Here is a 23,063-nt window from a genome sequence, read left to right as displayed (position 1 = left end):
GGTTCTGCGTGCGGCTCTTCAAGCTCGCCACAATCGCATGACGATCAACCCCGTTGCCCACGTCACGAGGGCCGCGTAACATTCATTCCGGCAACGTCGGCCCGACCTAGTTCAACAGCGATCGGGACATCCCCGAACGGGAAGGCCGGATCGGTTTGAGAAGGGCGCATGTAGAGCATCGAGGGCACTATCAATCTGAGCGCCGGCGATCTGGTCGGCCATCTGAACTGCCGGTATCTAACGGAACTCGATCTGAAGGTGGCCAGCGGTCAACTGCAGAAACCGAAGATATGGGATCCGGTTCTTGCGACGCTCGCCGAGCGTGGCGCGCTGCATGAACGGAGCTATATCGACCATCTCAGGAAGGGGGGTCTAACCGTGACGGTCGTCGACGGTGTCGGGGTCGACGCCGCTGCAGTGGACGCGACCATATCCTGATCGTCGCTCCTTATAATGCCCAGGTCTTCGGGTTGCAGGAGCTTATCCCCGGCGCACACGTAGGCACCGTCGACAAATTTCAGGGGCAAGAGGCTCCGATCGTCATCTATTCTATGACAACCTCGAGCCATTCCGACGCTCCGCTTGGAATGGAATTTCTCTACAGTGCCAATCGGCTCAACGTCGCCACCTCGAGAGCGAAGTGTGTCTGCGTCATTGTCGCCTCGCCTCGACTTTTCGAGGCTGAGTGCCGAACCCCGCGGCAGATGCAGCTCGCCAACGCCTTTTGCAGATACGTTGAGATGGCGATTGAATTGCGACCTCTTTGAAGCCTACTAAAATCAGCCGATATTCAGCCGTTGTCCGTCACCTACAGGCGAACTCCAAATCGTCTAGATCTCGCGGTTCCTCTTTACTGTTCCCTTTCGAGTTCACAAACTTCATGTTGACGCGAGGGGGCACAGCGAAATCTACATCGAGAAACGCCGTTCCGAGCTTCATGCTGCTCTGGATTCGTTTTGCGGTGGCCGCGCTAGAGATAAGCGTCGATGCCAAAACGCCATCGGTGGGAGCTTTCGCTGCAATTGCGCTCATCTTCTGGACGTCCGCGCCGCCGTTCGATTTCAGTCGTAAGCGCGCTTTAGGTGGAAGGCCCCAAGTAATTTTGAAGCTTGTGACCTCGTAGCCCATTTGTTCGAGCACGGGCAACGCATCCCCCACCTGCTGTGTAAACGAGTTGAATTCGGCCATTAACTTGCCGGTCGGATCAGACATGTCGAGGAGAGGCAAGTCAGGCATTGAAGGTAGTGACACTGATGGCAACGACGGCATCATGTCGCGAGCAGACTTGGTCAGGCTGTCGATGCGGCTGGGGGCGGAGGCATCCTCAGCGCGAGCGGTCAACGTGGCGCTACTTAAGAATATCAGTATCAAAAATGCTCTCATCCCGAATTCCTTTGGCTAACCTTTCGGAAGTCACTATAAGGGCTGTCACCACCTTAAGAAAATAGCTATGGTCAATGCAATCACAGAAGGCATTAGGAAGTGGCTGATCGGCTGCTTCGCGTCAGCTATCAAGCATGCGACGCGTGCCGAAGATCGCGTGCTCGCCGTTCAGTGGCTCAGTGATTCTCGCGATGTTATTGCCAGTGACTTGCGCCCGGTTGAAAAGTTCAGAAAGTTAAACACGCTCATCAATTCCCGGGCGGTCATCACGACAATTGCAAACAGCGTTTCAGAAACTGTTTCGAGCTATCGGAAGTCCGACCTTTCACTTTCGATGAAGGTCGCGCTGCCTGCGACATTGGCCGCCATTCCTCTGGTCGGCGGGCACGCTGCCGGTATTGCAGCGTTCGGCGGTGCACTCGGTGTACCCGTTCTGTTGCTAATCTTTCTCGGTACGGCAGGTATCACGTCGATAATTGAAGCCGTTCTATTCAATCCCGAGGCGCGACCTCACATTGCGGAAATTATTGACGCTGTAGTGCAGGACGAACGCCTGCGCCGCGCTAGTGCGCAGATGAAGGCTGCGATGAAAGAGCAGCCGATGGACCCGACTCGCTTTACGGTGCCGCCAGAAGAGCTGGCGCTTCGCGCATATTTGCTCAATATGGATCCGTTTCAGTTTGAGCGCCACACGATGAGCTTTTTCGACGCGGCAGGCTTCGAATCCTGGGCAACGCGGAAATCAAATGATTTCGGGGTCGATGGCTTCGCCATTCACCCGAATGGATTGATTGTCGTGCAGTGCAAGCGAAACGCACCAGGGAACAGGGTAGGACGGCCGACCATCCAGCAATTTAAGGGCGTGATTGAAGAGCAGGGTGCCCTTCGCGGATACATCATCACTACATCCTCATTCACTGATGAGGCGGTAGAGTCCGCCGGGGTTTCGGGGAGGGTCGTGTTGGTGGATATGGACGCGCTCATATCCTGGCACATTGACGCACCGGCATTTTGAGGGGGTTGAAAGGTAGCTGTCAGTGATGGTCGCCTTCGTACTCTTCCGGCCTCCGATCAAGCGGCCCGGCAGTCTTCGAAACAATCGCTCGATTGGACGAGCGATCGTTCGTAGCACTCTCCGGGATCCCCTTCCGATAGAAGGATAGTCGTCTGCGGACTGAAGGTTTGGTCGCAAATGGTTTCAGTCGGTGAACTGATAAGGAGTCATCCTACCTTGTCCGTCCAATTGGAAGGGATCGCACTGGCGAAGCAATCCGTGCCTGATCTGCTAGAAGGTTGGCACGTCATCAAGAAGGTATCAGCGGACAGAGAACGGCGCTTGCCGAACGAAGTGGGGCGCGACTCATTCGCCGTTGACCTGCTCGACATGGGCAGTCCAAGTCTCTCTTAGCGCCGCAGCGAGCCGACGATTGAGTCGTCGGCTATCTCCTAAGACTTTGAATGAGTAACTTGTTGTTCAATTGCTGCAGCACGATGTTCAATTTCGCCTTTGTGTCGTTCCCAATCCCCGTTCTCCCCACATAGCGGTGTTCCGTACGTGCAGGGCGCACCGTAATTGTTCTGACGGTCAAAATTTTTCTGTTCGGATCGTTTGGATCGCTCTCTCTAACTACCTTGCGTGTGGTCACGGCCTTGATATGGACTGTCTGAAATATCTTCTCGAAGTCTCCTTGACCCATTTCAACCATTGCTATGTCGAGCGAATTCGTCAGTTTCGCTTCATAGGCGAAGCCGGCCTTTGTCGTTCCACCACTAAAGGCCCAGTTTGGAGATACACCAGCGCCCAGAGTCGTGAGGAAATCAAGCGTATAGCCAATTGACTTATCTTTACCTGTGAATGGCAAGATTTGACCAAATCTTGAGTTTTCTTCAGCTGCCTGTTGCACCTTGAGCTGATCTTCGAAGACTCGGATAATCCATTCTGCAAGGCCAAGATTTCCTTCGAGCAGTATGCCGACAGGAACATTCTTGCAGTCGTGGAGCGCAGCTTCCGCGAACGCCGTGTAGACGTTGGAAAGAGCGGTGCGCTTAGCGTTCAGGCTTGCGCCGGCAGTGATCTCTAACGGGCTAAGACTACCGAACGGGCCAATCGCCGAACCTGAGGAGGCTATCCCGCCGGTGGTATCCACCAACATGGACAGGGTGACGGCCGCGGCCCATCTGCTGAGGTCTGGAAAGATGGGCCTACCAGATGAATCAACCCTACTACCAAGTTCGTTGTAGGCTCTGCCGATTTCGCATTTTACTCGAGTTTCGACGAGAGCTAACGAAACGCCATCAGCTTGCTCAGTCGGTAAAGTCGCACACCCCTCCATCAGGACGCAGCAAAATACTGCGACCACAAATCGCCCATACATTATCGTTGCCCCCAAAGTATAGATCTAGGCTTCCACAACCGTCGGTAGCGCGCAAGTGATTTGTCGTTTGATCCGCGCCATTGCAGGAGACGGCTACTCGTTCGTACTCGGCACAGCCGCCACCACCCGCGTTCTTGGGCAATGTAAAAGAATCAAACAGCAACTATTAAAGTCAGGATCGAGACCGCAAGTCTCCATTTCGATGTCTCTCGTATTTTCTCTTCCGCCGCTGATCATTTCCGCGGACACTTAGCGAGGTCATCAGGACTAGCCATGCAGGCCATGATCCAATCTCTGTATGCGGTCACCCGCGTATAGACACCGTACTTATTTTGGACGCCGCACTTATCTCCCCATCCGACGATGCCAACCTGAACAACGTCGTCTTTCAAAGGATGATAGGTGAGGGGGCCGCCGCTATCTCCCTGACAAGAATCTTTTTTGACTTCACCGGCACAAATCATCCCGTCAGTAATGGCTTGATCGTAGCTTTGCGGACGATTGCAGGTCTCGCGACTTACGAATGGCACGTCTACCGAAAGAAGGCCGGCAACAACCTTCCCTCCCACTTTTGTCGCGCCAAACCCCGACGCAGTCAACTCGTGGTTGGGTTGCGCAATGGTGGCCTCCAGCGCGGTATCGATCAGCGGTATCTGTTGCAACTGCGCATTCATTTCGAAGGGCTTGAAGACCTGAACCAGCGCCACATCGTTCACCGGATGAGGGCCGGCCACAACGTTGGAATTGTCTGTAGCGTACTTTTCGTGCACGATGATGCGCCTGACGCTGCGAGCTTGTGCACTCTTTCCAAGGTCGAGGGGCCCTGCAACGGCTCGAACATCGGTCGCCTTCAAATCCTCCATGCAATGGCCCGCCGTCAGGATCCAATTAGGAGCTATCAGAGATCCTCCGCAGAAATGAGCGTCAACGCCGCTCGGAATCCATGAAATCTGAAGTGAAGTCTGCCATTTGTGTGTGCCAGGTGAAACCGGATGGCCGCCGATAATCTTTTGCTTGGCACTCTGCAAATAGCGTCGCGCAGTCTCGATGTATGGGGCGGAGCCCTTGAGCTGATCCGCGGCCAGTTCGTCGCTGTAGGCAGGGTGCGTCAGCAGCGTAGTGCCGCATACTAGAGCAAGTCTCCCAATCCTGCGGGCTATCGAAGCGTGTCCGCGGGCGGGAATCATATCTGGCTTTGTCATCGTTTAGCATCCTGATTTACAGCTATCGTCACGCGGGCGGTATTGGCGACGGTTGTACCTTCGCCCTGTTCGATAATTCCCCCGATGAGGGCATTTGAAATACCAAGGCTCTTCAGCTCGGAACGAATTCGAGTGAGACGAAGTTGCGAAGACTGCGCGCCATATGCTTTATCGACGTTCGTTTGTGGACGAATGCGGACGCTCACGCCTACGACATTTTTGACGCCAACTTCTTCTATTGTCTTTGCAAGTGAGGAGAAGTTCGGAGGTGACAGGATGTCGCTGCTCCCGAACGTTACATCGGAGACGCGCAGCTTCGCTGTAGCGAGGTTGCGCAAGTCCGGGACCGTCGCGTCTGGGACATAAATTTTCTTGCCATCCTGAAATGAGCCTTCAATCCAATTTCTTTGACCGATTCTCAAGAAATTGCTGACTGTAAAGCTATCGCCCTTGTTTAGCGTGCTCAGTTTTGAACCCGCCACACTCGGCCGATCGAACGTATCTATTGTCGCTCTGGCTGTGATGTATGGTTTCGACTGCGGAGCCGCGTTCTCCCCATCGAACCGCTGCGTGCCGGAAAACTCCAAATTCCCGCTCAATCCCGGCACTACCATCGATAGCGTTTCGCCCGATTTGTTTGCGTCCGTCGGGAAAGTGCGCGTGCTGAGGACGGTTGCGAACTGGCCAGCATTCTCCACTGCAAGCGGATTTACTCGGCTTGTTGTCGTCCTTCTCGGCTGACTTTGTCGATCCGCTAGCCACTTCCGGGCAGCAGCGACAAAGCGCGAGCCTGGAAGAAGGCGCACGTAAAAGTTCGCATCTCCTTCCGTTCCCGCCGATAAGATAGCTAGCCAGCTAGCTTTCTCCTCATCCAAGATCTCCTGTGACGGGGCCGGATAGAGCGCACCGCTGTATACGCCACCTAGCTCAGGAATTTGGTGGCCTTGAGTGGCCATCTGAACAGCTATCGTCGCCTGTCGGTGGGCATCGATGATCGGCTTGCCGGGTTGATCAACGTATTTCAGCCAGTAGCCGGTATATTTGCTGTTCTGGTTTGGGTCTCTGTTGCCTTCCGACGAGTAGCCTTCCTGGGCGGCGAAGAAGAGGAGTGATGATGCGCCTTGCAGCAGATCGACTTTCTTTTGAAGGGCGTCCGCCTTTGACATCGGAAACTTGGGTGCATCTCGGCAAGCGTCAACCACAATGGTTGCCTGACCGGCTCCCACGTGGTCAATCAGACTAACGATCTCCGAAACGGAAACATTCAGATCTTCGGGATCAACCGGATCGCCACTGCCAGGCTGCTTGGGCGGATTGGCGTTGTCGACTGTCGACGGAACGATAAAGTTTCTGCCTCTGAACCAAAATCCGTGGCCAGAGTAATAGACCAGGACAATATCTCCACGCTTGACCGAACTGAAGAAGAATTTGAGATCTGATCGCAGGCCTTCAGCGGTCTTTTTTGCTTCGTCGCTGGCCGGAGTGACGATGAATTTCAGTGCTTCCAGCTTTGCCTTTACCGTGGCTTCGTCCTTGGCGGAGCTCGGTAACTTGTCCTCGTGCTCATAGTCCGCGATCGATAGAACGTAGGCCTTTCTCGGCACCGGCTGTTCGAAAACGTAGTTTGGAAGGTCTTCCGCACTGCATACTGCGGAAAGGCACGCGAATACGATCGAGAGCGCGCTTTTGGCGAAATATCTCATTCCAAATGCCCCGATAGACATCGTCAATAAGAACAGTGGCAACCGTCAGGCTGTGGGAGCGTCTCCGATCCGCATGCGCTCCGGACCAGGTGAAGCCATCTTCCTCCACGCCGTCGTTGCTCGGCAAATAACGAGAGTCAGCTTACGTTGATTTACTTAAAGTTGCAATCGCTTGAGATGGTGAGTAACACTTGGTGGCTACTTTTAGTTCTTCCTAATTGTTTAGGTCCTTTCTTGCTCCCGGACTGCCATTGGCTCGCGGTCGCAGATAAAATCGCTAGCTACATATTACGTGACGCAGCCCGGAAAATCCTCATCTCTTGCGGCGGCGATCCTCCTACCAATGCTGGACGTACTTTCTGTCGGCATACGTACCAATCGTTGCTCGCCCGAAGTTCGTCTGGCCCAACCAAGCCCGCGTCGCCTTCTATGTCGGACTGAATATCGATCACTTTCGTTCACTTCTCGAGGTGCGCAGGCGAGCTAGCAGTCCTGTTTGACGCCTGGCGTCGCCCGCACCCGCGCGTAGTCGAATCTTAGCAAATATCGCAGGCGAAATTCGTCGAAGGAGGGCGATCAAGTGCGGAATTTCGGCGTTGAGGCCGGATGGTTTGCAACAATCGGTATCTGCCGAATCGCTACTGTGCACAGCGAAGCGTATTCACATTGATTCGACGCGCTTTCTTAGAGGAGATTGACCATGGCCAAAGTGCCTCCATTCCATTCGAACAAGCCAAACGCAAAGAACGTCTATCACGACAACGACAAGTGCACCGAGGGCAACAACATCGAACGGCAGTATCTTGCCCCCGGCACTGGCGGGCGCCCCCGCTGCGAACACTGTAACCGCCTTGCCTGATCTGCCCTCGGTCGTGGTGCGCCAAAATCTGGCGCACCATGCAGGCAGCCGTGACGACGCCGTAAGCCCGCTGCATTCTGAGGATCCGCGAGCCGCATGCAAAGCTCCTGTGAGCAGGGATGAGTCTCGCGGCCATCTCACGCCACAGCTGATCCCCGGAACGAGAGGGACAGCGTCCTGGACTCAAGGAGATCATTCCCTCGCGCCCACAGCGTCGCCGCACGTCCGAAGCTCGTGTCGCGTTGTGGCAAATGCGACCACGCGCCTGTCGGAATTCGACGTGATCGTCCGCACTGTGACGCGCCATACGGCAGGTCCCAAGGGGACTGGCCGAATCGTAGCTTCAGATCGAGCTCACGCCAGGTTTTGAGCCAGTCGTGAGAGCAAGTGGGCGCCTCTGCCGTCCTCCGGTATGCGGAGCACACTACTCAATCAGGTAGGGCCAAACTGGGAACGTGCCCGGGATGTTGGCCAGGATTTGGCACGGATCTCATTGGTGTACCGACCCACGGAACACGCCAAATTTGGCGGAGAAAATCGATGCCCATCAGCGATGAGTTGGCTGCCCTGCGCAGTCATCGTAACCAGATCCACCGCTATTGTCGTCTGCTTAAAACCCAGCTGGCGGACCACGAGCGCCAATATTTCGAGAGGCGCTTGTCTGAAGAGCGCCATGCTTTCGAAGCCCTGGCAGCGGCTGCCTTTCCGTTGGCCTTTGAAATCCCGCATGCGTCTGCTGGCACCGGCCCGGCTCAGCCTGGGTAGAAAAAGCTGCCAAAGCACAAAAAGGTCTCCGGAGTTTCGATCCGTAACGCGCCAAAGTCAGGCCCCCTCTCGAACGGCAGTATTCGCCAAGAGCCGCAACTGGCGCGCGCCAATCGGGCTCGTGCCACTGTTCGGCTTGCGCTTGCCAGCGGCGAGCCGGGAAGAGGCCGGGAAGGGGAAGGGGGCTGCACGAATGGGGCGCGACGGGAGCGCCGGGATTCATGCAAACAGGTTGGAATGTCCTTGGAGCCGTCCCATCAGGTGGTGCTGGCTCCGGCAGGCGTACCAGCTCGCGGCGAATCATTCTAGCGACAGGACCGATACCGAAAGCCGACGAGACTACAGGGGTGGTGGTCTCATCATGCGGGTCTTACCTGGCCTCGTGCCTCTCGATATCAGACAGTAAAAAGCGGGGCGGAACGACGCCCTGGACCGGTGATACGCCGAATCCGCCCCTACATCACCCGGGAGAGATCGGTGATGCTGTTTAGAACGCTGCAAGCAGCGTGCCTAACCCGGGCCGCAGCTCGTCCCACCACCTAATGCGTGGATCGCCTCGAAAGCTTGAGCCATACGCGGCGTCAAGTTCCGCGCGCTTAACGACAGAGCGCGAACAAGCGGTGCTGGTCATGACGGCAACGCGTATGTTGGACCATAGCCGCATACAGGGCGCGCAACTTCGCGCCAATCCCGTTTTTGCCGATCATGTTCTTATATTGCAGACCGAAGTTCCAGACGTTGGTGGCTGAAAGCCCGACTGGACGGAACGACCGCTGATCGCAGCGCCGTGCCCAGAGCCGATTCTCTGCCGTCCACCCGTGATGTCTGGCGGTTGAACGGCGGGAGCGTGACTGTCCGCTGGCGCGCTAGCACCATTCGGCCGGCGCTGGATCACAAGGATGCTGCCTCTGCCGGAGAGGGCGCATTCAGCACGTCATACGAAGGCGCGCCAGCGGCATGAGGCCGTCGTCGAAACCGCATGCTGCTTGGCGCGGAGCGTCAGGGTCGGGAAAGTGCTTCGCGCGGGCGTGAGGTCGCCGTGAAGGGCAGGACAAGTCCAGCGCAGGGGATCCATCATCGTCGTTTCTTTCTTTCACTACGCCAGACTACGCTTCCGGTCTTCGCGCAATTGAAGCAGCAGTCATCCTGCCCTTTGTCTCGTCCCATCTTCAGTGGGCCAATCACTGTCATTTGCAACCGATCTCGCGCCGCGTGCTCGCTCACGCGTGCGTCGGACCTTTGCCTCCGAGGACGAGCCGAGCATGAGCTTTGAGACAGAACGAGATGAAGCGAACGGACCAACTTTGGAACGATCTAATGTGGCTGGCCTGAGAGCGCGGCAAAGCTCTTCGATAACACGAAAGATCAGCGTTCAGCTTTCCGAACAAATATTCGAGCGCCTGGAAGCTGCAACCGAACGGCCCGGTGTTGGCAAGAGCAGTGTTGTGGAGGCAGCGCTTGAGCGCTTCCTCGATCCTGCACCCCCGATTGAAGGTCTGATCTATGAGACGCTCGACCGGATCAACAGCCGGCTCGAGCACCTCGATGGCGAGGTCCGCATCATCGCCGAGACGGTTGCGCTGCATGCCCGCTATCACCTGACCGTTACACCTGCGATGCCACAGCCACAACAGCGTCAAGCGTGCGCATTGGGACGAGATCGATTCGAGGCCCTGGCCGAACAGATCAATCGACGTGTGAGCCTGCGTCGTCCCCTGATGCGGGAGACAATCGACCGCATCGAGAACGAACGGGTCTGTGCTGGCACAACCGAAATTGCTTCGCCGGCCTCGGCTGAGCCAGCCGGGGATAGTGCCCCGGTCAATAATACAGAGGAAACCGCTGACATGATTGCTGCCGCCGAGGAGGGCGGCAGCAATCGCAACTTTCAACATCTGCCAAACGCGTTCTGCTGAATTGGCCGGAGGCCAGGCGGGTGGTGCGCGAGAAGTGAGCCGCCGCGTCATCCGCAAGCGGTCGGATTCCGATGCTCCGCGCGGATTTCCGATTCTGCGCCTCATCGCTTGTGCTTTTCTCCCGTTTGCCGCGGGCTACTACCTGTCCTATCTGTTCCGGACGATCAACACAGTGATTTCCGGGCAGCTGTCATCCGATCTGGGTCTTGATGCCGCCACCCTTGGCCTTTTGACATCGGTCTATTTCCTGGTCTTCGCCGGGGTCCAGATTCCCGTTGGAACGCTGCTGGATCGTTTTGGCCCGCGCCGCGTCCAGAGTGTGCTTCTGTTGATTGCCGGCTGTGGGGCGGCTCTGTTCGGCGTGGCGACGGGCTTGGTGGAGCTTCTGATCGCGCGCGCGTTGATCGGCCTCGGCGTGTCGGGTGCAGCCCTATCCGGGATGAAGGCCATTGTCACTTGGTTTCCAAGAGAGCGCGTGGCGCTCATCAATGGCTACATGATCACGCTCGGAGCGCTCGGTGCGGTAACCGCAACGACGCCCGCTGAGTGGCTACTGGAATATACCGGATGGCGTCAGCTGTTCGAAATCTTAGCCCTTGCGACGTTCGCAGCTGCTCTTCTGATCTTTTGGGCGGTCCCTGAAGCGATGCGGCCACAGGAGACCAGGTCGAGCCCCCTCAAGCTAAGAGCCATCTACACGGACAGCCGTTTCTGGCGAATCGCGCCACTTTCCGCAAGCTGCGTCGGATCGGCCTGGTCGTTGCAGGCCTTGTGGGCGGCGCCATGGCTGAAGGATGTCGAAGGGCTTACCCGCGAGTCCTTGATCACTCAGCTCTTCATCATGGCGCTGGGAGTTTGCGCGGGAGCTTTGCTGCTTGGCACCCTGGCTGACCGGCTGCGCAGGCGTGGGCTCGGGTCAGAAGGACTGTTCGTCGCAGTGACGGTGCTATTCATGGGCGCCGAGCTTGCGCTGGTCTTCCGCGTACCGCTACCATCGCAATTGTCATGGCTCGTCATCTCGGTCGTTGGTGCGGCCACAGTCCTCAGCTATGCGATCATCGCGGAATATTTCCCGCGCGAGTTCGCCGCCAGAGCAAATGCCGGCTTGAATGTCGTTCATTTCGGGTGGTGTTTCGTCGTCCAATACGGCACCGGGCTGATCCTGGAGCAATGGTCCACTCAGAATGGCCACTATCCCGCGATCGCCTACCAGGTGGCGTTCGCATTCGCTGTTGCTGTGCAGTGCCTGGCGTTAGCTTGGTTTTTGATGCCGTGGTTGGGCAGGTGGACCGTCAAGCGCTCCCGCAGCACACCGACGATCGATCCATCCTTGATTCAGGCACTCGTGTCCCCCCCGAAGACTGCTGTGCTCCGGGTGGAGGAGGAAGACGAGTGGTAACGCGAGTGGCATCAGCGCGTTTTATTCGCTCCTCATGGTACGCACATCGAAAAATCCGCACGCAAGAACTTGCACGATCTACTCGGTGCCGCTTCTACGGACGTACCTTGCGTTGTCCCTTTTGTCGCGTCCGAGACACAGGTGATGCTCGGCCGGCGCCCCGCCGCATCGTCAGTTAAGCTGCTGAATAGAATGCAGAACGGACTTTTTCGCCTCTTTTCCTGCGCGGTTGGCACGGCTCTTGAGTGTCTCTCTCGCGCGGCGGCAGCAGCTGCCGACCGGCACCACTGAGAACAGGAGGCAATAATGAAGACCGATATGTCAGCCTATGGTGTCACAGAATTAACGCCTGCAGAAGCATCGGCGACTTCGGGCGGGGTGCTTTGGGGGCTTGTAGCGGCAATTGTCGAACTTCTGGTGCTAGGGGCAGCCGTTCCAGTTGCAGCTACATTGATCCCCTGGAACAAGGCCTGAACGGCCTTGGCTTTGCGCTGAGAAACGAAGCCTGAATCGCGCCACTGTGCGTAAGAAGGGCCTATCAGCCCGCCCGCGGAGCCGGTAAAAACCGATCCGCGGCCGCGGGTAGGACCGCTTTCGTCGTGCCCTTCCCATGAGCGCGCTGCACAGATCGAGCCGTCTCGGGCGCCGTAGCGGGTGCGAGAAAGTCCTTCAACGCACCCAAGGCATTTGACCGTCGAGCTTACCCGTAAAGGTGAGATCCGCCTCTCTGACAATATCTAGGAAGTTGTTGCTTGTCCGTTTCGACAATCCGCCAGCAGCCCGCAAGGGCGTTCGCGAAGCCGAGCACTTTGACCGTCAAACGATCAAAAATCCACGCTATCAGCGAGCGAAGGCCGCACCAGATTGTCGGCGGCGGCAGCGAAGGTGAAGGTCCGTCCGGAGCAACCCCGGCCATGAAGCTGGTTTTCTCTTGCCCTGCGGCGATTTTGCTTCAAAACCGCTTGCGGATAAGGCGACCACGCGCCAAAGATCGGGCGGCTGCCTCAGGAGGAGATTGTCCGACGGGTAGCATCCACGCGTTCGCGTACAGAGTGCGTGAGCGGCAAGTCCATTCAGGCGCATCAATGTGGTCTCACCAAGTTGCGACTTCTTCTTTGTTCTGGACTTGCACGATCTATCCGTTGCCGTTCTCCCCGATACATTGCGTTGTCTTTGTCAAGTTTGTCGCGTCCGAGACACGATGATGCCCGGCCGGCGTCCGCCGCATTTTCAGTTAAGCCGTTGAATAGATGCACATCGGACTTTCCGGGACCCTTCCTGCGCAATTGGCACGGCTCTTGAGTTCTCTCTTTTGCTCGGTGGCAGCATGCCAACCGGCTCGACTGAGAAAAGGAGACAACGATGAAGACCGATATGTCAGCCTATGCTGTGACAGAACTAACGCCTGAAGAAGCATCGGCGACCACTGGCGGGTTTTGGGGGCTTGTAGCCGGACTTGTCGGGACCTTGGTGCTAAGCGTGGCCGTTCCAGCTGCTGTTGGAATCATACTCAAGAACAAGGTCTAAACGGCCGTGGCTTCGCGCTCACAAACAAAACCTGAATCTCGCCTTGTAAGCAAAAGGGCCTATCGGCCCGCCCGCGGTGTCGGTCGCGGCCCGCGGGCAGGACCGCTTTCGTCGTGCCCTATGACAGCGCTGCACAGCTCGAACCGTCTCGAGGGCCGTAGCGGACGCGAGAAAGTCTTCACTTGCCAATGGCAATTTCACCGTTGGACCTGCCCGTGAAGGTGAGATGCGCCTCTTTAACACGTTGAGGAAGTTCCCGCCCCAGTAGTCTGTTTCGACGCTGCGCCAGCGACGCTAGGGCTTTCGCGAGGAGCACTCTGACCATCTAACGATCAACGGCCCGCTATAATCGAGTGAAGTGCAGAGCAGCGGCCGTTAGCGTTCCCTGCAAGATACAGTGTCGGATTCATTGAGCGCAGCTCGTTGACAGATTCGTCTGCATTGCAGGGAGTGCACTTAGCGATTGCATCCAAGTTCCTCCCTCAACGGCGTGTCAGTCGAAGTCCAATGGGGACTCTTCTGGCTAGCTAATGGAAAACGAGATAAGGACCAGACGCGCCTGCTATAGCTGCGTTCCTGACTTGCCGTTGATCGGCAAGCTTGATCGTAGCCTCTATTGAACGTGCGCAGGCCCGCTTTCAGATGCGCGCACTTACATAAGGCCTCTCACGATTCGCCTGCAACACTACGCAACGTGAGATTCAAGCCAATCCTCAAAAAATGAATGTTGCCCGCCAGGTACAGCAATTCGCGTCGACGCTGGTAATAGCGAACGACTGTATCGTCTTGATGGGGTGAAGCTCGAAATGAAAAATCTGTTGCTTGCCACTGCGACCATCGTCGCGCTTAGCGCGGCGGCGCCCGCACTCAGTGCGGATCTAGCTTCGCAGCCGGCCTACATTCAGGCGCCGTCGCCGGTCGCAGCCCAGGTGTACGAATGGGTCGGTTTTTATGCCGGCATCAATACCGGCTGGACTTCGAGCCAAAACTGCTGGGATTTCGGTGGCATCAGTTCAGAGGGCTGCCATCATGCAAATGGCGGCACGATCGGTGGGCAGATCGGGTATCGATGGCAATACGGCCACGCCCTTGTTGGCTTCGAAGGCCAAGGCAATTGGGCGAATCTCAGCGGCTCCAATGTCAGCATTGCGCTGCCAACCGACAGCATTCGAACCAAGGTCGATGGATTCGGTATGATCACGGGCCAGGTCGGTTATGCCTTCGACAATGACGTGCTGATTTACGCCAAAGGCGGGCTCGCGCTGACGAGCAACACCTACGAGATCAATTCCAGTCTCACCGGCGCGCCGTTGGCAAGAGCTGGGGATATTGCTTGGGGCGGCGCAGTAGGCGCTGGCGTGGAATTCATGTTCGCGCCGAACTGGTCGGTTGCCGTCGAGTATGACCACTTGTTCATGCAGGACGGCAACTTGAATTTTACCACAACTACAGGTCCCGCGAATGACCGCATCCATCAGGATGTCGATCTCGTGACCGCGCGGCTCAACTACACGTTCAGCCCGGCTGTAGTTGTCAAGCCAGTAGCTGTCAAATAGCGATTCTCGTCACCTTCAACTGGTTCTCGAGAGGCCCCTGCCCTGGGCAGGGGCTTCTTCACCTCGCTGCTTATTCCGCCGGGCAGGCATTTTCCCCAAGGGCGCATTACCTCACACGTCAACAAATCAAGGTATGATCGGCAAGGCGTTCGCCTATCATGCATCTGTTTGTATCTCCCGGTAGGAGTCTGGCGTGAGCTTCGGTGCAGAGCTAGGGCAATCTCCTGCCTATCCTGTTGCATTCCCAGCGATTGGACTTCAGGCGGCTCGTTCACCCATCGCCTATCGTGGCCGTCGCAGCGTTAATGCTTTCTTCAAAGGAAGGGGGCGCTGCTTCAAATGGCGGTTTTCGCGCCGCCATTAGAACATTGTTCGATTGTGCCCCTGTCGCACGCGAGTCGAAAACGCGAGCAAGGTACTGCGCGTGGAAGACGCGGCAACAATCAAAGTGGCTGAAATATCCGCTCAGCAGAGTTCCCGCACAGAGACACGGGTGCGGCATAGGCGCGGATGGCGCGTCTGCTCAAGAGCAAATGAGACGGCGGCCGCGTCCGCCGGAGCATGCGATTGCGTGGTCATGCTGATTGCTCGGAAGGTAAAGCGGGGCGGCACCGACGCCTGGATCGGAATGCGCCGAATCCGCCCCTGCGTCACCTGGAAGCTGGTGACGCTGCCTCAAATCTAGCAAGCAACGTGGCCTAAGCGAGGCTGTGATCCTGCAATTATCCTATGCGTGGGTTGCGCTCGAAGCGGTTGAATCGTACGCGGCGTCAGATTGTACGCTTGCGAGTCAATGGCTACGTGATGACGCTCGGTGAGCGCGGTGCGGTGACTGCAACTATGCCGGCCAATGGCGGACTGCACGCGCGTCGTTCGAACTGGTGGCCCTTGCGTGTTCGTGATGGTCGGTCAGTTTCAAGCCTGATCGTCATGTTCGATCAATTGGCGGCGCAGACTTCGCGTTGGATCGCTTTGTGCGCGTCTTTCAGGTTGCGCATCACCAAAGATCGCTTGCTCGGCTTTGAGCGGCCCATTCATTATCGAATAAATGAAATCTACGGCATTGGAATATGGAGGCCCAATGCGCATCTGCGGCATCAAACTGGGGCATGATGGAGCAATCGCTGTTATCGAGGATGAACGGCTAATCTTTTGTGTCGAGCAGGAGAAGCGGGGCAACAATCGACGCTATCAAGCGATCGACAATTTCGACACAGTTGTTGCCGACTTGGCGGAGCACGGCCTCGATCCGCGCGATATCGATTGTTTCGTCATCGACGGCGCGTGGTGGAAAGACGGCCTTCGGCTCGTCAGTGGCGCCGAACCTGTCACACTCGAGTGGGCGTCGTATGTCGAACGTCATCCCGAAGGCGTCCTCGTTTCACGCGACGGCTGTGGCCTGGTTCTCGACGGCCGGTCCTTTCATTATAGAAGCTATCCGCACGTCACAGGCCATTTGACTTCGGCATACTGCACCAGCCCATTTGCCAAAGCCGGACAGCCCGCATTCTGCCTGATCTGGGACGGCATCATTTTTCCGCGTCTCTATTATATCGACCCCGGCGGCGCGCGGTTCGTCGAATGCCTGTTTCCGTTGATAGGTCAGGTCTACGCGACCGCGGCCGATCACTTCGGGCCTTATACGAACCGCTCCAGCTGGGACGATCTCGGCGTTGCAGGCAAGCTCATGGCCTATATTGCGCTTGGGTCTGCCGATGAAGACATCATAACTGTGTTCCGAAACCTCTACGAGGAGCGTCTTGCGGCCGACGCGGAGCACATGCGTCACTACCATGCCGAAAGCAGCTTCGACTCCTCACTTGCGGCCATCCACGAATTCTTCCGCGCAAGTGCCCTACAGCTGAAGGCCAAACGACCGGAAGACGTGCTTGCATCGTTTCATGATTTCCTCGAGCGTCTCCTCATCCTGGAGATGACGAGCGTTTTGCAGCGGCAGACGGAGTTTCCGGGGGCGCGCAATTTGTGTATAGCTGGCGGCTGCGGTCTCAATATCAAATGGAACAGTGCATTGCGTGCGAGCGGCCTATTCGATGCTGTCTGGGTGCCGCCCTTTCCGAACGATAGCGGGTCGGCAATAGGAGCCGCTTGCGCTGCAATGGCGGCAGACAAAGGCTTCGTGCCGCTGGAATGGTCAATCTATAGTGGGCCAGCCCTGCAGCGTGGCGACGTGCCGAGCGAATGGGAGGCTGTACCGTGCAGCACCCACGAACTTGCCAGGATTCTTGCGAGCAACAAGCCCGTCGTGTTCCTTGCCGGCTGCGCCGAGCTCGGACCACGGGCATTGGGTGGCCGAAGCATTCTTGCAGCCGCAACTTCGCCGGGAATGAAGGATCATCTCAACGACATCAAGCGTCGCGAACACTTCCGGCCAGTGGCGCCGGTATGCCTGGAGGATCGGGCGGCTGAATTTTTCAGTCCGGGAACGCCCGATCCTTACATGCTGTTCGATCACGAAACACGGGCAGAATGGCGAGACAAAATCCCCGCCATTGTACATCTCGACGGATCGGCGCGATTGCAGACCATTGCCAGAACCTCCCCGCATGAGATCGCGGAGCTTCTCGTCGAGTATGAAAAACTCACGGGGCTTCCGCTCCTTTGCAATACCAGCGCCAACCTCCGTGGACGAGGGTTCTTCCCCGATGTGGCCTCGGCCTGCCGATGGGGGCGCGTTGAACACATATGGTCGGACGGTCTGTTGTGGACCAAAGGAGCGGCTGAACGGTCGCGGGCCATGCACGTCCTTCAAAGGACAAGCGTTGAATGACTATTTCCGGCGTAGGGCCCATCGCGAGTCTGCCGTTCAAGGCGACCATTGGCGAGCCAAAGTCGGTTCAAGGACGCTGGGGCCGCGGCTGTCGATCTGGACTGACGCCTCGTACTTATCAACCCGGAGAGATTTGATCGATCAGGCAATATCAGCAAGTGTGGGACAGAATGATGCGTCATGCCATTTATGAGGCCGCAAACCGGCTCTCAGAAATGCGAAGAAGTGCTCAGCTCTGCGGGCATGGACGTAGAGCTTGCCAAGTGCATCGGCGCGAAGAAGGCATGCATGACCAACGTGCTGTGGTGCTTGCCCTTGATCTCGGCCAGCGGGTAACCGAGCGCGTGCAGGAACTTTCTCGTTCGCCGTGATGATCGTGCCGTCCATGTTGGACTCGATCATAGCCTGCGACTTGTCGATCGCTGCAATCTGGCCGGCCAGATCAGATCGGAACTCTTCAATTTCTCGCGGTGACGTCGGTCGCGGACTTCACCACGCCGAACGGCCTGCCTTGTCGTCGAGCAGTGGATTGTAGGGGGCGAGGATCCAGACCTCGCGGCCGCCCTTGCCGATGCGCTTGCTTCGATCCAGATCTCGCGACCGCCCTTTGCCGATCCGCTTGAATTCGGCTGCCTGGAATTCGCCACGAGGCTAGCCTCGCTGGGTGCTCTGGGGGCGCCCGTGGGCACGCCCGCCAATCGTTCCCAATTGCCAACCATTCGGTTTGTTTCCGATCTTGAGCTTGTTGTTGTCACGCATCGGAAGGTAAGTGGCTGGTCTCGTCTTTCGGAACGGATCGATCGGGTGCCTTCACGCGAAACTCCCACGGAAGCATGAAACATGCACCTGATCCGGCCGACCCATTCATACCTGACAACCCCCTCACCAAACGGCTCGAAGCCCGAATCCGCGATCAATTTGCCCGCGACCTCCTGAAGGGTACGCTTAATGCGCTCACCCCAAACAATGTGACTACACGGGCGTAGCATTTTTCGGTGCGCATGCGTGAACTCAGCGACTAAGCCTTGCGGGCGATGTAGGCTCTGACCTCGGTTTCCAGCATGTCCAAAGGTAGACTGCCGGCGGCCAGCACAGTTTCGTGGAAATCGCGAATGTCGAACGTCCTGCCCAGCTTCGCCTCCGCTTGTTGCCGAAGTGAAGAGATCTTCAGTTGCCCGATCTTGTAGGCGCAGGCTTGGCCGGGGTGGGTGAAATAGCGATCGACTTCGGCGTGGATATCCCGTTCCGTGTTCAGGGTGTTCTTCCTCATGTAGTCGACGACTTGGTCGCGGTTCCACCGCTGGGCATGGATACCGGTGTCGACCACCAACCGCACGGCGCGCCAGAGCTCGAAAGCTACGCGGCCAAAGTCGTCGTAGGGATTCTGATACATGCCGGCTTCCTTGGCTAGCTTCTCGCAGTACACGGCCCAGCCTTCCGTATATGCGGTGAAGGACGCGTTGCGTCGGAACGTCGGCAGGTCGGTCTGCTCCAGCGCCCGCGCGATCTGGAAATGATGGCCCGGCGCGCCTTCATGGAAGCAGGACGCAGGAATCTGCGGCTTCAGCACCTGGGTCATGTCGGACAAGTTGAAGTAGACGATACCCGGCCGCGAACCGTCAGGCGCGCCCGGCTGATAGGTGGGCACAGCCGATGCGCTCTTTTCGCGGAAGGGCTCGATGGCCCGGACTTCAAGCGGCAACCTGGGCAGTCTGTGAAATTGCGTGCGAGCGAACGTCATGTAGTTGGCGATGATCTTTCGTCCCTCGGTTAGGCACTGCGCCTTACCCGCGGCAGTATTGGGGTACTGGAACCGCGGATCGGTTCTCACATGGTCGAAGAACGCCTCCAATGAGTCCGCGAAGCCGATCTTGCTCTTCAGCTGTTCGATCTCGGCGCGAAGGCGGGCGACTTCGGAAAGCCCGGTCTGATGCACCTGTTCAGGTGTGAGGTCAGTGGTGGTCTGAAGCCTGAGCATGTCCGCGTAATAAGCGGCGCCAGCGGGAAGGACCCAGACGCCATTCCTGCCACTGGCCTTGTCCGCCATCGCCTGCAGCGAGGCGATGTAGCGCTTATAGCCGTGCCGCCATGGGCCTTTCAGGGCGGCTTCGGCCGCGGCCTGCAGCTTGGCCTTGACCGCAGGATCTGTCTTCAAGGCCACGAGCTTCATCTTGAAGTCGGCAAAGACGGGATGGTCAGGGCCAGCGTCGAAGGGCGCGCCTTTGAGCTGGTTCTGCGTATCCGAGAGCACCTGGGTGAAGATGAAAGATGGCGGCAGGAAGCCCTTCGCTGTCCGCTCGTCGAGGTCGGCGGATACTTCGCCTGCCACCCGCTCCACGGCGCGCAGGCGGGCGACGTAGGCCTCGGCGTCCGCTACCGTGTCGATCCGGTGGCCGTTGATCATAAGCAACGGCACGCCATCCAGCGGGCCGCCGTTGGAGGTTACGGCATAGCTCTGCCAGTACCAACGAATACTGGTGCGCTCCCTTTCGACGGTCTTGTCGAACAGGTCGTAGGAAAGCTTGGCACTGTCGCTTAGTTTCTCGCGGTCGAAATCGCGCTTCATGCGGACGAGTTGGTCGTTAAGCAGCGCCATCACCTTGTGCTGGAAGGCTTCGGTATAGTCGCCGAGCTCGCCATAGCGCTCCTTCATCCCGCGCCAGGTCATCGTTTCCGGGCTCAGGCGAAGCCGCGCCAGCGAGGCTTGCTCGAAGAAGTCGTTCAGCCGTGTATCCTCCGAGGCGGCGGGAATGGCGCCCGGAGAGGCAGCGGAAGGTTGAGCCAGAGCTCGTTTCGGAATCATGACGGCAGCGAGCATGCTAACACTGAATGTCCTGCGAAGCATGAATCCTCCCGGCGGCCACGTTCGTGCCGCTATTGGCAGCCCGTAGCGTCAGCAGAGTGGGCGCCGTCCTTTGCCTGGGCCATTGACGCTCCACCTGTCTGTGACGAGCACTGCCCTATCGCGGGCCGCTAATTTCAGCGGCCAGCCTCGCCTACAAAGCGAACCACCAGTCGCAGCGATGGTGAGCCCGCCGAGCTATATTGCGAGGAAGCCCCGTACGCACCTACCAGGGTTGGTTGCTTCACAGTCAAAGCGCCCATCGTGCAAACGGGCCGCGAACTGCCAACGAGCTGTGGATGCTCCAGATGCGAGACGTCTCGCTGAACCTTCCCCAGGTTCGCCAACAGCATGGCTACGGTGTTCAAGCTCGCCAAGCGCTGTGCTTTGTTAGACCTCCAAAGAAAGGGCCGGCTGAAACGTTGTTAAGTCTGTACCTGGACCAGCCGAGCTGTCGGAATAGCGGGTTGTCGGTAACGAATAGCATCGCCAAACTCCTGGCTGACACAGATCTGGCCGCGCTCGGAAGCTTTGCGAACTCGCTACTGGACAATGGCGACGCTTGTGGACAATGGCGCTTGAGCGCTTGAACGAGTGCGTGAGCCTCATCAGCCCGTCCGCGACCCGAAGATCGCCGAACGCGCTCGCGCCTATGATCTCCGAGTCGATCCGTGCGAAGGTCATCGCAAAATTATGACCGATGGCTACACTTGGCTGCGTCAAATGTGACCGCTGGGAGGCAGTGATGGACACCTACCAGCCAATAGTGCATAGCAATCGGCACAGCCCCGACGCCGGCCCCAGGTGGCTTGCTCATCGGCATTTGTGGAGTCTCCAGTGAGCTATCGCCCGCGGGAACAACATTAGGATTGCTTCTTCACCACATCCTGGCACGATCTTGCAGATGAACCATTGCAGGCGCCTCTAAAATTCAAATCGACGCCTTGCGCTTCCCTATAGGCAAAAGCGAGATTTTCGTCATCTGCTGGCGCGCGCCGGCAATGGTGATGGAGGCTTGCCTAAGCCGCCGCGACCAGGCGGGGCCGCGGTCCGAGCGCGGTACGCGCCCTCTAATCATCCAGTGGCGGCGCGCTGCCGGTCTCGATCAGGTGATTGTGGAAGACAGTCTTCGATCGAACCCACCTGGCGGAAGACGCAGACACGATGTGGGACGCGTCGAACTGATCCTTGTCTTTTGGCTTTCGATGGGTTTTAAGCCCGTCACCTCATGATCTCGGCGTGGACGGGAAGCAATTCGTGTGTTCTTTCCGGCCGAAGATGAATAGCAAATCGGCGTAGTTTATGTATTTCAGACGGTTCTGCGCCTCTCAAGGAAATCCATCATGGCCAAGATGACTAAGAATCAGCTGATTGACGCGATTGCTGAAGGAACGCAGGTTTCCAAATCTGACGTAAAGGCCGTCATCGAGCAACTTGCGACTGTTGGTTACAAGGAGTTGAATCAGTCCGGTGAGTTCGTCATTCCCGGCTTCGTCAAGATGTCGGTCGTGAACAGACCCGCGACTGAAGCCCGCAGCGGAGTTAATCCCTTCACGAAGGAGCCGATGGAATTCGCGGCCAAGCCGGCCAGCAAATCGGTTAAAGCGTCACCGCTCAAGGTCGCTAAAGACGCAGTCGCAGTATGACGAGGTCTCTGCTGTCCGTGGATAAAGCAACTGAGCTAGACGGCATAGGTCCGACACACTGAAGCCAAGGCAACTCTCAAGAGAGCCAAAAGGGGCTGCGGGCAAAAAGGCTAGCTAAGTCCGACCTGCCGCCATCGAAAGACGGTCGCAACGCCAAGGTCCGTCACGTCCGGCGAGACGCCGGCGATGCAAGCGAGTCAGGTGATCACGCGATCGCCTGCCTTGAGCTGGCGAAGATGCTCGCCGAGCGGCTCGGCTCGTATTGCTCGGGCAGTGTCGTGTCGGCGTGGTTGCGACGGAACAGGCCGCTTTTGTGCAAGCTCGAAACGGGTTGCACTGCAAAGAGTGCGAAAAGGCCGGGTATCCGTGACGGCGGGACATCGAAACCATTGGTCGCCCCAGTCTCGAACCAGATCTGGATGTTATCGGCAATTTTCTCCGGAGGTCGGCGATCACTCAGTGACCACATACGCTGGAGAGGCGCTGCACGAGCCGACAGATCGTCGGCCTTTCGCGATCGACGATCTTGGCAATGTGCCTGAATTGGCTGGCGATGCCATGTGCGCGATGTCGATCAGGTAACACGAAAAGGGCATCTAGATACAACCCGCCGTCCTCCTCCAGCGATTCCGTCTGGCGCGTCTTCCCCACTCCCTCGCCGTTTTCATGCTCTGGCTTGCCATTGCGCGCGTTCATCGTCTCGGCGAACTCGTGAACGATTGCGTTCGTTTGGCTCTCTTCGCGCCCGGTCAGGGGGATGTCCCGATCGCTGTTGAACTAGGTCGGGCCGACGTTGCCGGAATGAATGTTACGCGGCCCTCGTGACGTGGGCAACGGGGTTGATCGTCATGCGATTGTGGCGAGCTTGAAGAGCCGCACGCAGAACCGACAATTGCTTATGCGCCTTCAATCGTCGGAAGCCCTTGTTGGCCTCGATCATGCCGGCCGCGACCCATCGCAAGGCCATACCGGCATCCCGCCAGCGTTTGACGTTGCGCGTGACGCGGCGAATGGTGCCCATCATGTTCTCGGCGATGTTGGTACAGGCGAGCGATCGACGAAGCTCCTTCGGCAACTTCAACCGGACGACAGTCAGGATTTC

General features: G+C 57.6%; 18 protein-coding genes and 2 pseudogenes. 12 read left to right on the top strand and 8 right to left on the bottom strand.

What is annotated here, in order from left to right; genetic code table 11:
* Positions 1–431 precede the first annotated feature (431 nt).
* On the top strand, positions 432–767 hold the full coding sequence (locus tag K289_RS0137420) for an AAA domain-containing protein (protein WP_371260900.1): 336 nt from the start codon (positions 432–434) through the stop codon (positions 765–767).
* Positions 768–804: 37 nt separating this feature from the next.
* Here the strand turns inward: K289_RS0137420 and K289_RS0137415 are convergent, their stop codons facing one another.
* Complete coding sequence (locus K289_RS0137415; protein WP_027556082.1) at positions 805–1,383, bottom strand: hypothetical protein; 579 nt, start codon at positions 1,381–1,383, stop codon at positions 805–807.
* Positions 1,384–1,450: 67 nt separating this feature from the next.
* On the opposite strand from K289_RS0137415, the gene K289_RS0137410 reads away from it, so the two are divergent.
* Positions 1,451–2,398 carry a restriction endonuclease gene (locus K289_RS0137410; protein ID WP_035687371.1) on the top strand — a complete coding sequence of 316 codons (948 nt, stop codon included), beginning with the start codon at positions 1,451–1,453 and terminating at the stop codon, positions 2,396–2,398.
* A gap of 424 nt (positions 2,399–2,822) precedes the next feature.
* On the opposite strand, the gene K289_RS0137405 is transcribed toward K289_RS0137410, so the two are convergent.
* The 3 genes from K289_RS0137405 to K289_RS0137390 all read right to left on the bottom strand — a co-directional run bounded on the left by K289_RS0137405 (position 2,823) and on the right by K289_RS0137390 (position 6,663).
* Positions 2,823–3,536 (bottom strand): hypothetical protein, encoded by a 714-nt coding sequence (locus K289_RS0137405; protein ID WP_156918396.1) that lies wholly within the window; start codon positions 3,534–3,536, stop codon positions 2,823–2,825.
* Positions 3,537–3,991: 455 nt separating this feature from the next.
* Positions 3,992–4,960 (bottom strand): serine protease, encoded by a 969-nt coding sequence (locus K289_RS0137400; protein ID WP_084788883.1) that lies wholly within the window; start codon positions 4,958–4,960, stop codon positions 3,992–3,994.
* Entirely contained in the window at positions 4,957–6,663 is a 1,707-nt protein-coding gene (locus K289_RS0137390) for a caspase family protein (protein WP_027556078.1), read from the bottom strand. Before K289_RS0137390 ends, K289_RS0137400 begins: the two co-directional genes overlap by 4 nt.
* 700 nt (positions 6,664–7,363) lie before the next feature.
* Here K289_RS0137390 and K289_RS51060 point away from each other — a divergent pair.
* The 9 genes from K289_RS51060 (at position 7,364) to nodU (ending at position 17,473) form a co-directional block, all read left to right on the top strand.
* Positions 7,364–7,522: a hypothetical protein gene (locus tag K289_RS51060; protein WP_156918394.1), complete on the top strand. Its 159-nt coding sequence runs from the start codon at positions 7,364–7,366 to the stop codon at positions 7,520–7,522.
* A 540-nt stretch (positions 7,523–8,062) separates the two neighbouring features.
* The gene (locus K289_RS0137380; protein WP_027556077.1) at positions 8,063–8,287 is read left to right on the top strand and encodes a hypothetical protein; all 225 of its coding nucleotides are present in this window, start codon (positions 8,063–8,065) and stop codon (positions 8,285–8,287) included.
* A 1,262-nt stretch (positions 8,288–9,549) separates the two neighbouring features.
* Complete coding sequence (locus K289_RS49545; RefSeq protein ID WP_084788884.1) at positions 9,550–10,203, top strand: hypothetical protein; 654 nt, start codon at positions 9,550–9,552, stop codon at positions 10,201–10,203.
* 34 nt (positions 10,204–10,237) lie between these two features.
* Positions 10,238–11,602, top strand: a complete 1,365-nt coding sequence (locus K289_RS0137370; protein ID WP_371260899.1) for an MFS transporter — start codon at positions 10,238–10,240, stop codon at positions 11,600–11,602.
* A gap of 306 nt (positions 11,603–11,908) precedes the next feature.
* Positions 11,909–12,076, top strand: coding sequence for a hypothetical protein (locus tag K289_RS51055; RefSeq protein WP_156918393.1), 168 nt, complete (start codon positions 11,909–11,911; stop codon positions 12,074–12,076).
* Between the two features lie 888 nt (positions 12,077–12,964).
* The gene (locus tag K289_RS51050) at positions 12,965–13,129 is read left to right on the top strand and encodes a hypothetical protein (protein ID WP_156918392.1); all 165 of its coding nucleotides are present in this window, start codon (positions 12,965–12,967) and stop codon (positions 13,127–13,129) included.
* An 806-nt stretch (positions 13,130–13,935) separates the two neighbouring features.
* Positions 13,936–14,685 (top strand): outer membrane protein, encoded by a 750-nt coding sequence (locus K289_RS0137365; RefSeq protein WP_027556074.1) that lies wholly within the window; start codon positions 13,936–13,938, stop codon positions 14,683–14,685.
* 804 nt (positions 14,686–15,489) lie between these two features.
* Positions 15,490–15,798 (top strand): hypothetical protein, encoded by a 309-nt coding sequence (locus tag K289_RS51045; protein WP_156918391.1) that lies wholly within the window; start codon positions 15,490–15,492, stop codon positions 15,796–15,798.
* Positions 15,767–17,473 carry a nodulation protein NodU gene (nodU, locus tag K289_RS0137350; protein ID WP_027556073.1) on the top strand — a complete coding sequence of 569 codons (1,707 nt, stop codon included), beginning with the start codon at positions 15,767–15,769 and terminating at the stop codon, positions 17,471–17,473. Before K289_RS51045 ends, nodU begins: the two co-directional genes overlap by 32 nt.
* Before the next feature lie 290 nt (positions 17,474–17,763).
* On the opposite strand, the pseudogene K289_RS52610 reads toward nodU, so the two are convergent.
* A pseudogene (locus K289_RS52610) lies at positions 17,764–18,121 on the bottom strand (PAS domain-containing protein); the annotation flags it as partial.
* A 370-nt stretch (positions 18,122–18,491) separates the two neighbouring features.
* Entirely contained in the window at positions 18,492–20,291 is a 1,800-nt protein-coding gene (locus K289_RS0137340; RefSeq protein ID WP_198024855.1) for a DUF885 family protein, read from the bottom strand.
* 1,367 nt (positions 20,292–21,658) lie between these two features.
* Here K289_RS0137340 and K289_RS0137330 point away from each other — a divergent pair.
* Positions 21,659–21,961 carry an HU family DNA-binding protein gene (locus K289_RS0137330; RefSeq protein WP_027556071.1) on the top strand — a complete coding sequence of 101 codons (303 nt, stop codon included), beginning with the start codon at positions 21,659–21,661 and terminating at the stop codon, positions 21,959–21,961.
* A gap of 456 nt (positions 21,962–22,417) precedes the next feature.
* On the opposite strand, the gene K289_RS0137320 is transcribed toward K289_RS0137330, so the two are convergent.
* Together K289_RS0137320 and K289_RS46605 are read right to left on the bottom strand one after the other, a co-directional pair.
* Complete coding sequence (locus K289_RS0137320; protein WP_027556069.1) at positions 22,418–22,657, bottom strand: hypothetical protein; 240 nt, start codon at positions 22,655–22,657, stop codon at positions 22,418–22,420.
* A 112-nt stretch (positions 22,658–22,769) separates the two neighbouring features.
* Positions 22,770–23,063: pseudogene (locus K289_RS46605) on the bottom strand (IS256 family transposase); the annotation flags it as partial.

The organism is Bradyrhizobium sp. Cp5.3 (genome assembly GCF_000426265.1).
Lineage (GTDB): Bacteria > Pseudomonadota > Alphaproteobacteria > Rhizobiales > Xanthobacteraceae > Bradyrhizobium > Bradyrhizobium neotropicale.
Note: the sequence above shows the minus strand (reverse complement) of the source record. Positions and strands in the feature narration are given on the sequence as shown.

Coding starts and splice junctions, on each gene's coding strand:
- K289_RS0137415 (WP_027556082.1), bottom strand. CDS start 1,383: ATGAGAGCATTTTTGATACTGATATTCTTAAGTAGCGCCACGTTGACC.
- K289_RS0137410 (WP_035687371.1), top strand. CDS start 1,451: ATGGTCAATGCAATCACAGAAGGCATTAGGAAGTGGCTGATCGGCTGC.
- K289_RS0137405 (WP_156918396.1), bottom strand. CDS start 3,536: ATGTTGGTGGATACCACCGGCGGGATAGCCTCCTCAGGTTCGGCGATT.
- K289_RS0137400 (WP_084788883.1), bottom strand. CDS start 4,960: ATGACAAAGCCAGATATGATTCCCGCCCGCGGACACGCTTCGATAGCC.
- K289_RS0137390 (WP_027556078.1), bottom strand. CDS start 6,663: ATGAGATATTTCGCCAAAAGCGCGCTCTCGATCGTATTCGCGTGCCTT.
- K289_RS51060 (WP_156918394.1), top strand. CDS start 7,364: ATGGCCAAAGTGCCTCCATTCCATTCGAACAAGCCAAACGCAAAGAAC.
- K289_RS0137380 (WP_027556077.1), top strand. CDS start 8,063: ATGCCCATCAGCGATGAGTTGGCTGCCCTGCGCAGTCATCGTAACCAG.
- K289_RS49545 (WP_084788884.1), top strand. CDS start 9,550: ATGAGCTTTGAGACAGAACGAGATGAAGCGAACGGACCAACTTTGGAA.
- K289_RS51055 (WP_156918393.1), top strand. CDS start 11,909: ATGAAGACCGATATGTCAGCCTATGGTGTCACAGAATTAACGCCTGCA.
- K289_RS51050 (WP_156918392.1), top strand. CDS start 12,965: ATGAAGACCGATATGTCAGCCTATGCTGTGACAGAACTAACGCCTGAA.
- K289_RS0137365 (WP_027556074.1), top strand. CDS start 13,936: ATGAAAAATCTGTTGCTTGCCACTGCGACCATCGTCGCGCTTAGCGCG.
- K289_RS51045 (WP_156918391.1), top strand. CDS start 15,490: ATGACGCTCGGTGAGCGCGGTGCGGTGACTGCAACTATGCCGGCCAAT.
- nodU (WP_027556073.1), top strand. CDS start 15,767: ATGCGCATCTGCGGCATCAAACTGGGGCATGATGGAGCAATCGCTGTT.
- K289_RS0137340 (WP_198024855.1), bottom strand. CDS start 20,291: ATGCTCGCTGCCGTCATGATTCCGAAACGAGCTCTGGCTCAACCTTCC.
- K289_RS0137330 (WP_027556071.1), top strand. CDS start 21,659: ATGGCCAAGATGACTAAGAATCAGCTGATTGACGCGATTGCTGAAGGA.
- K289_RS0137320 (WP_027556069.1), bottom strand. CDS start 22,657: ATGAACGCGCGCAATGGCAAGCCAGAGCATGAAAACGGCGAGGGAGTG.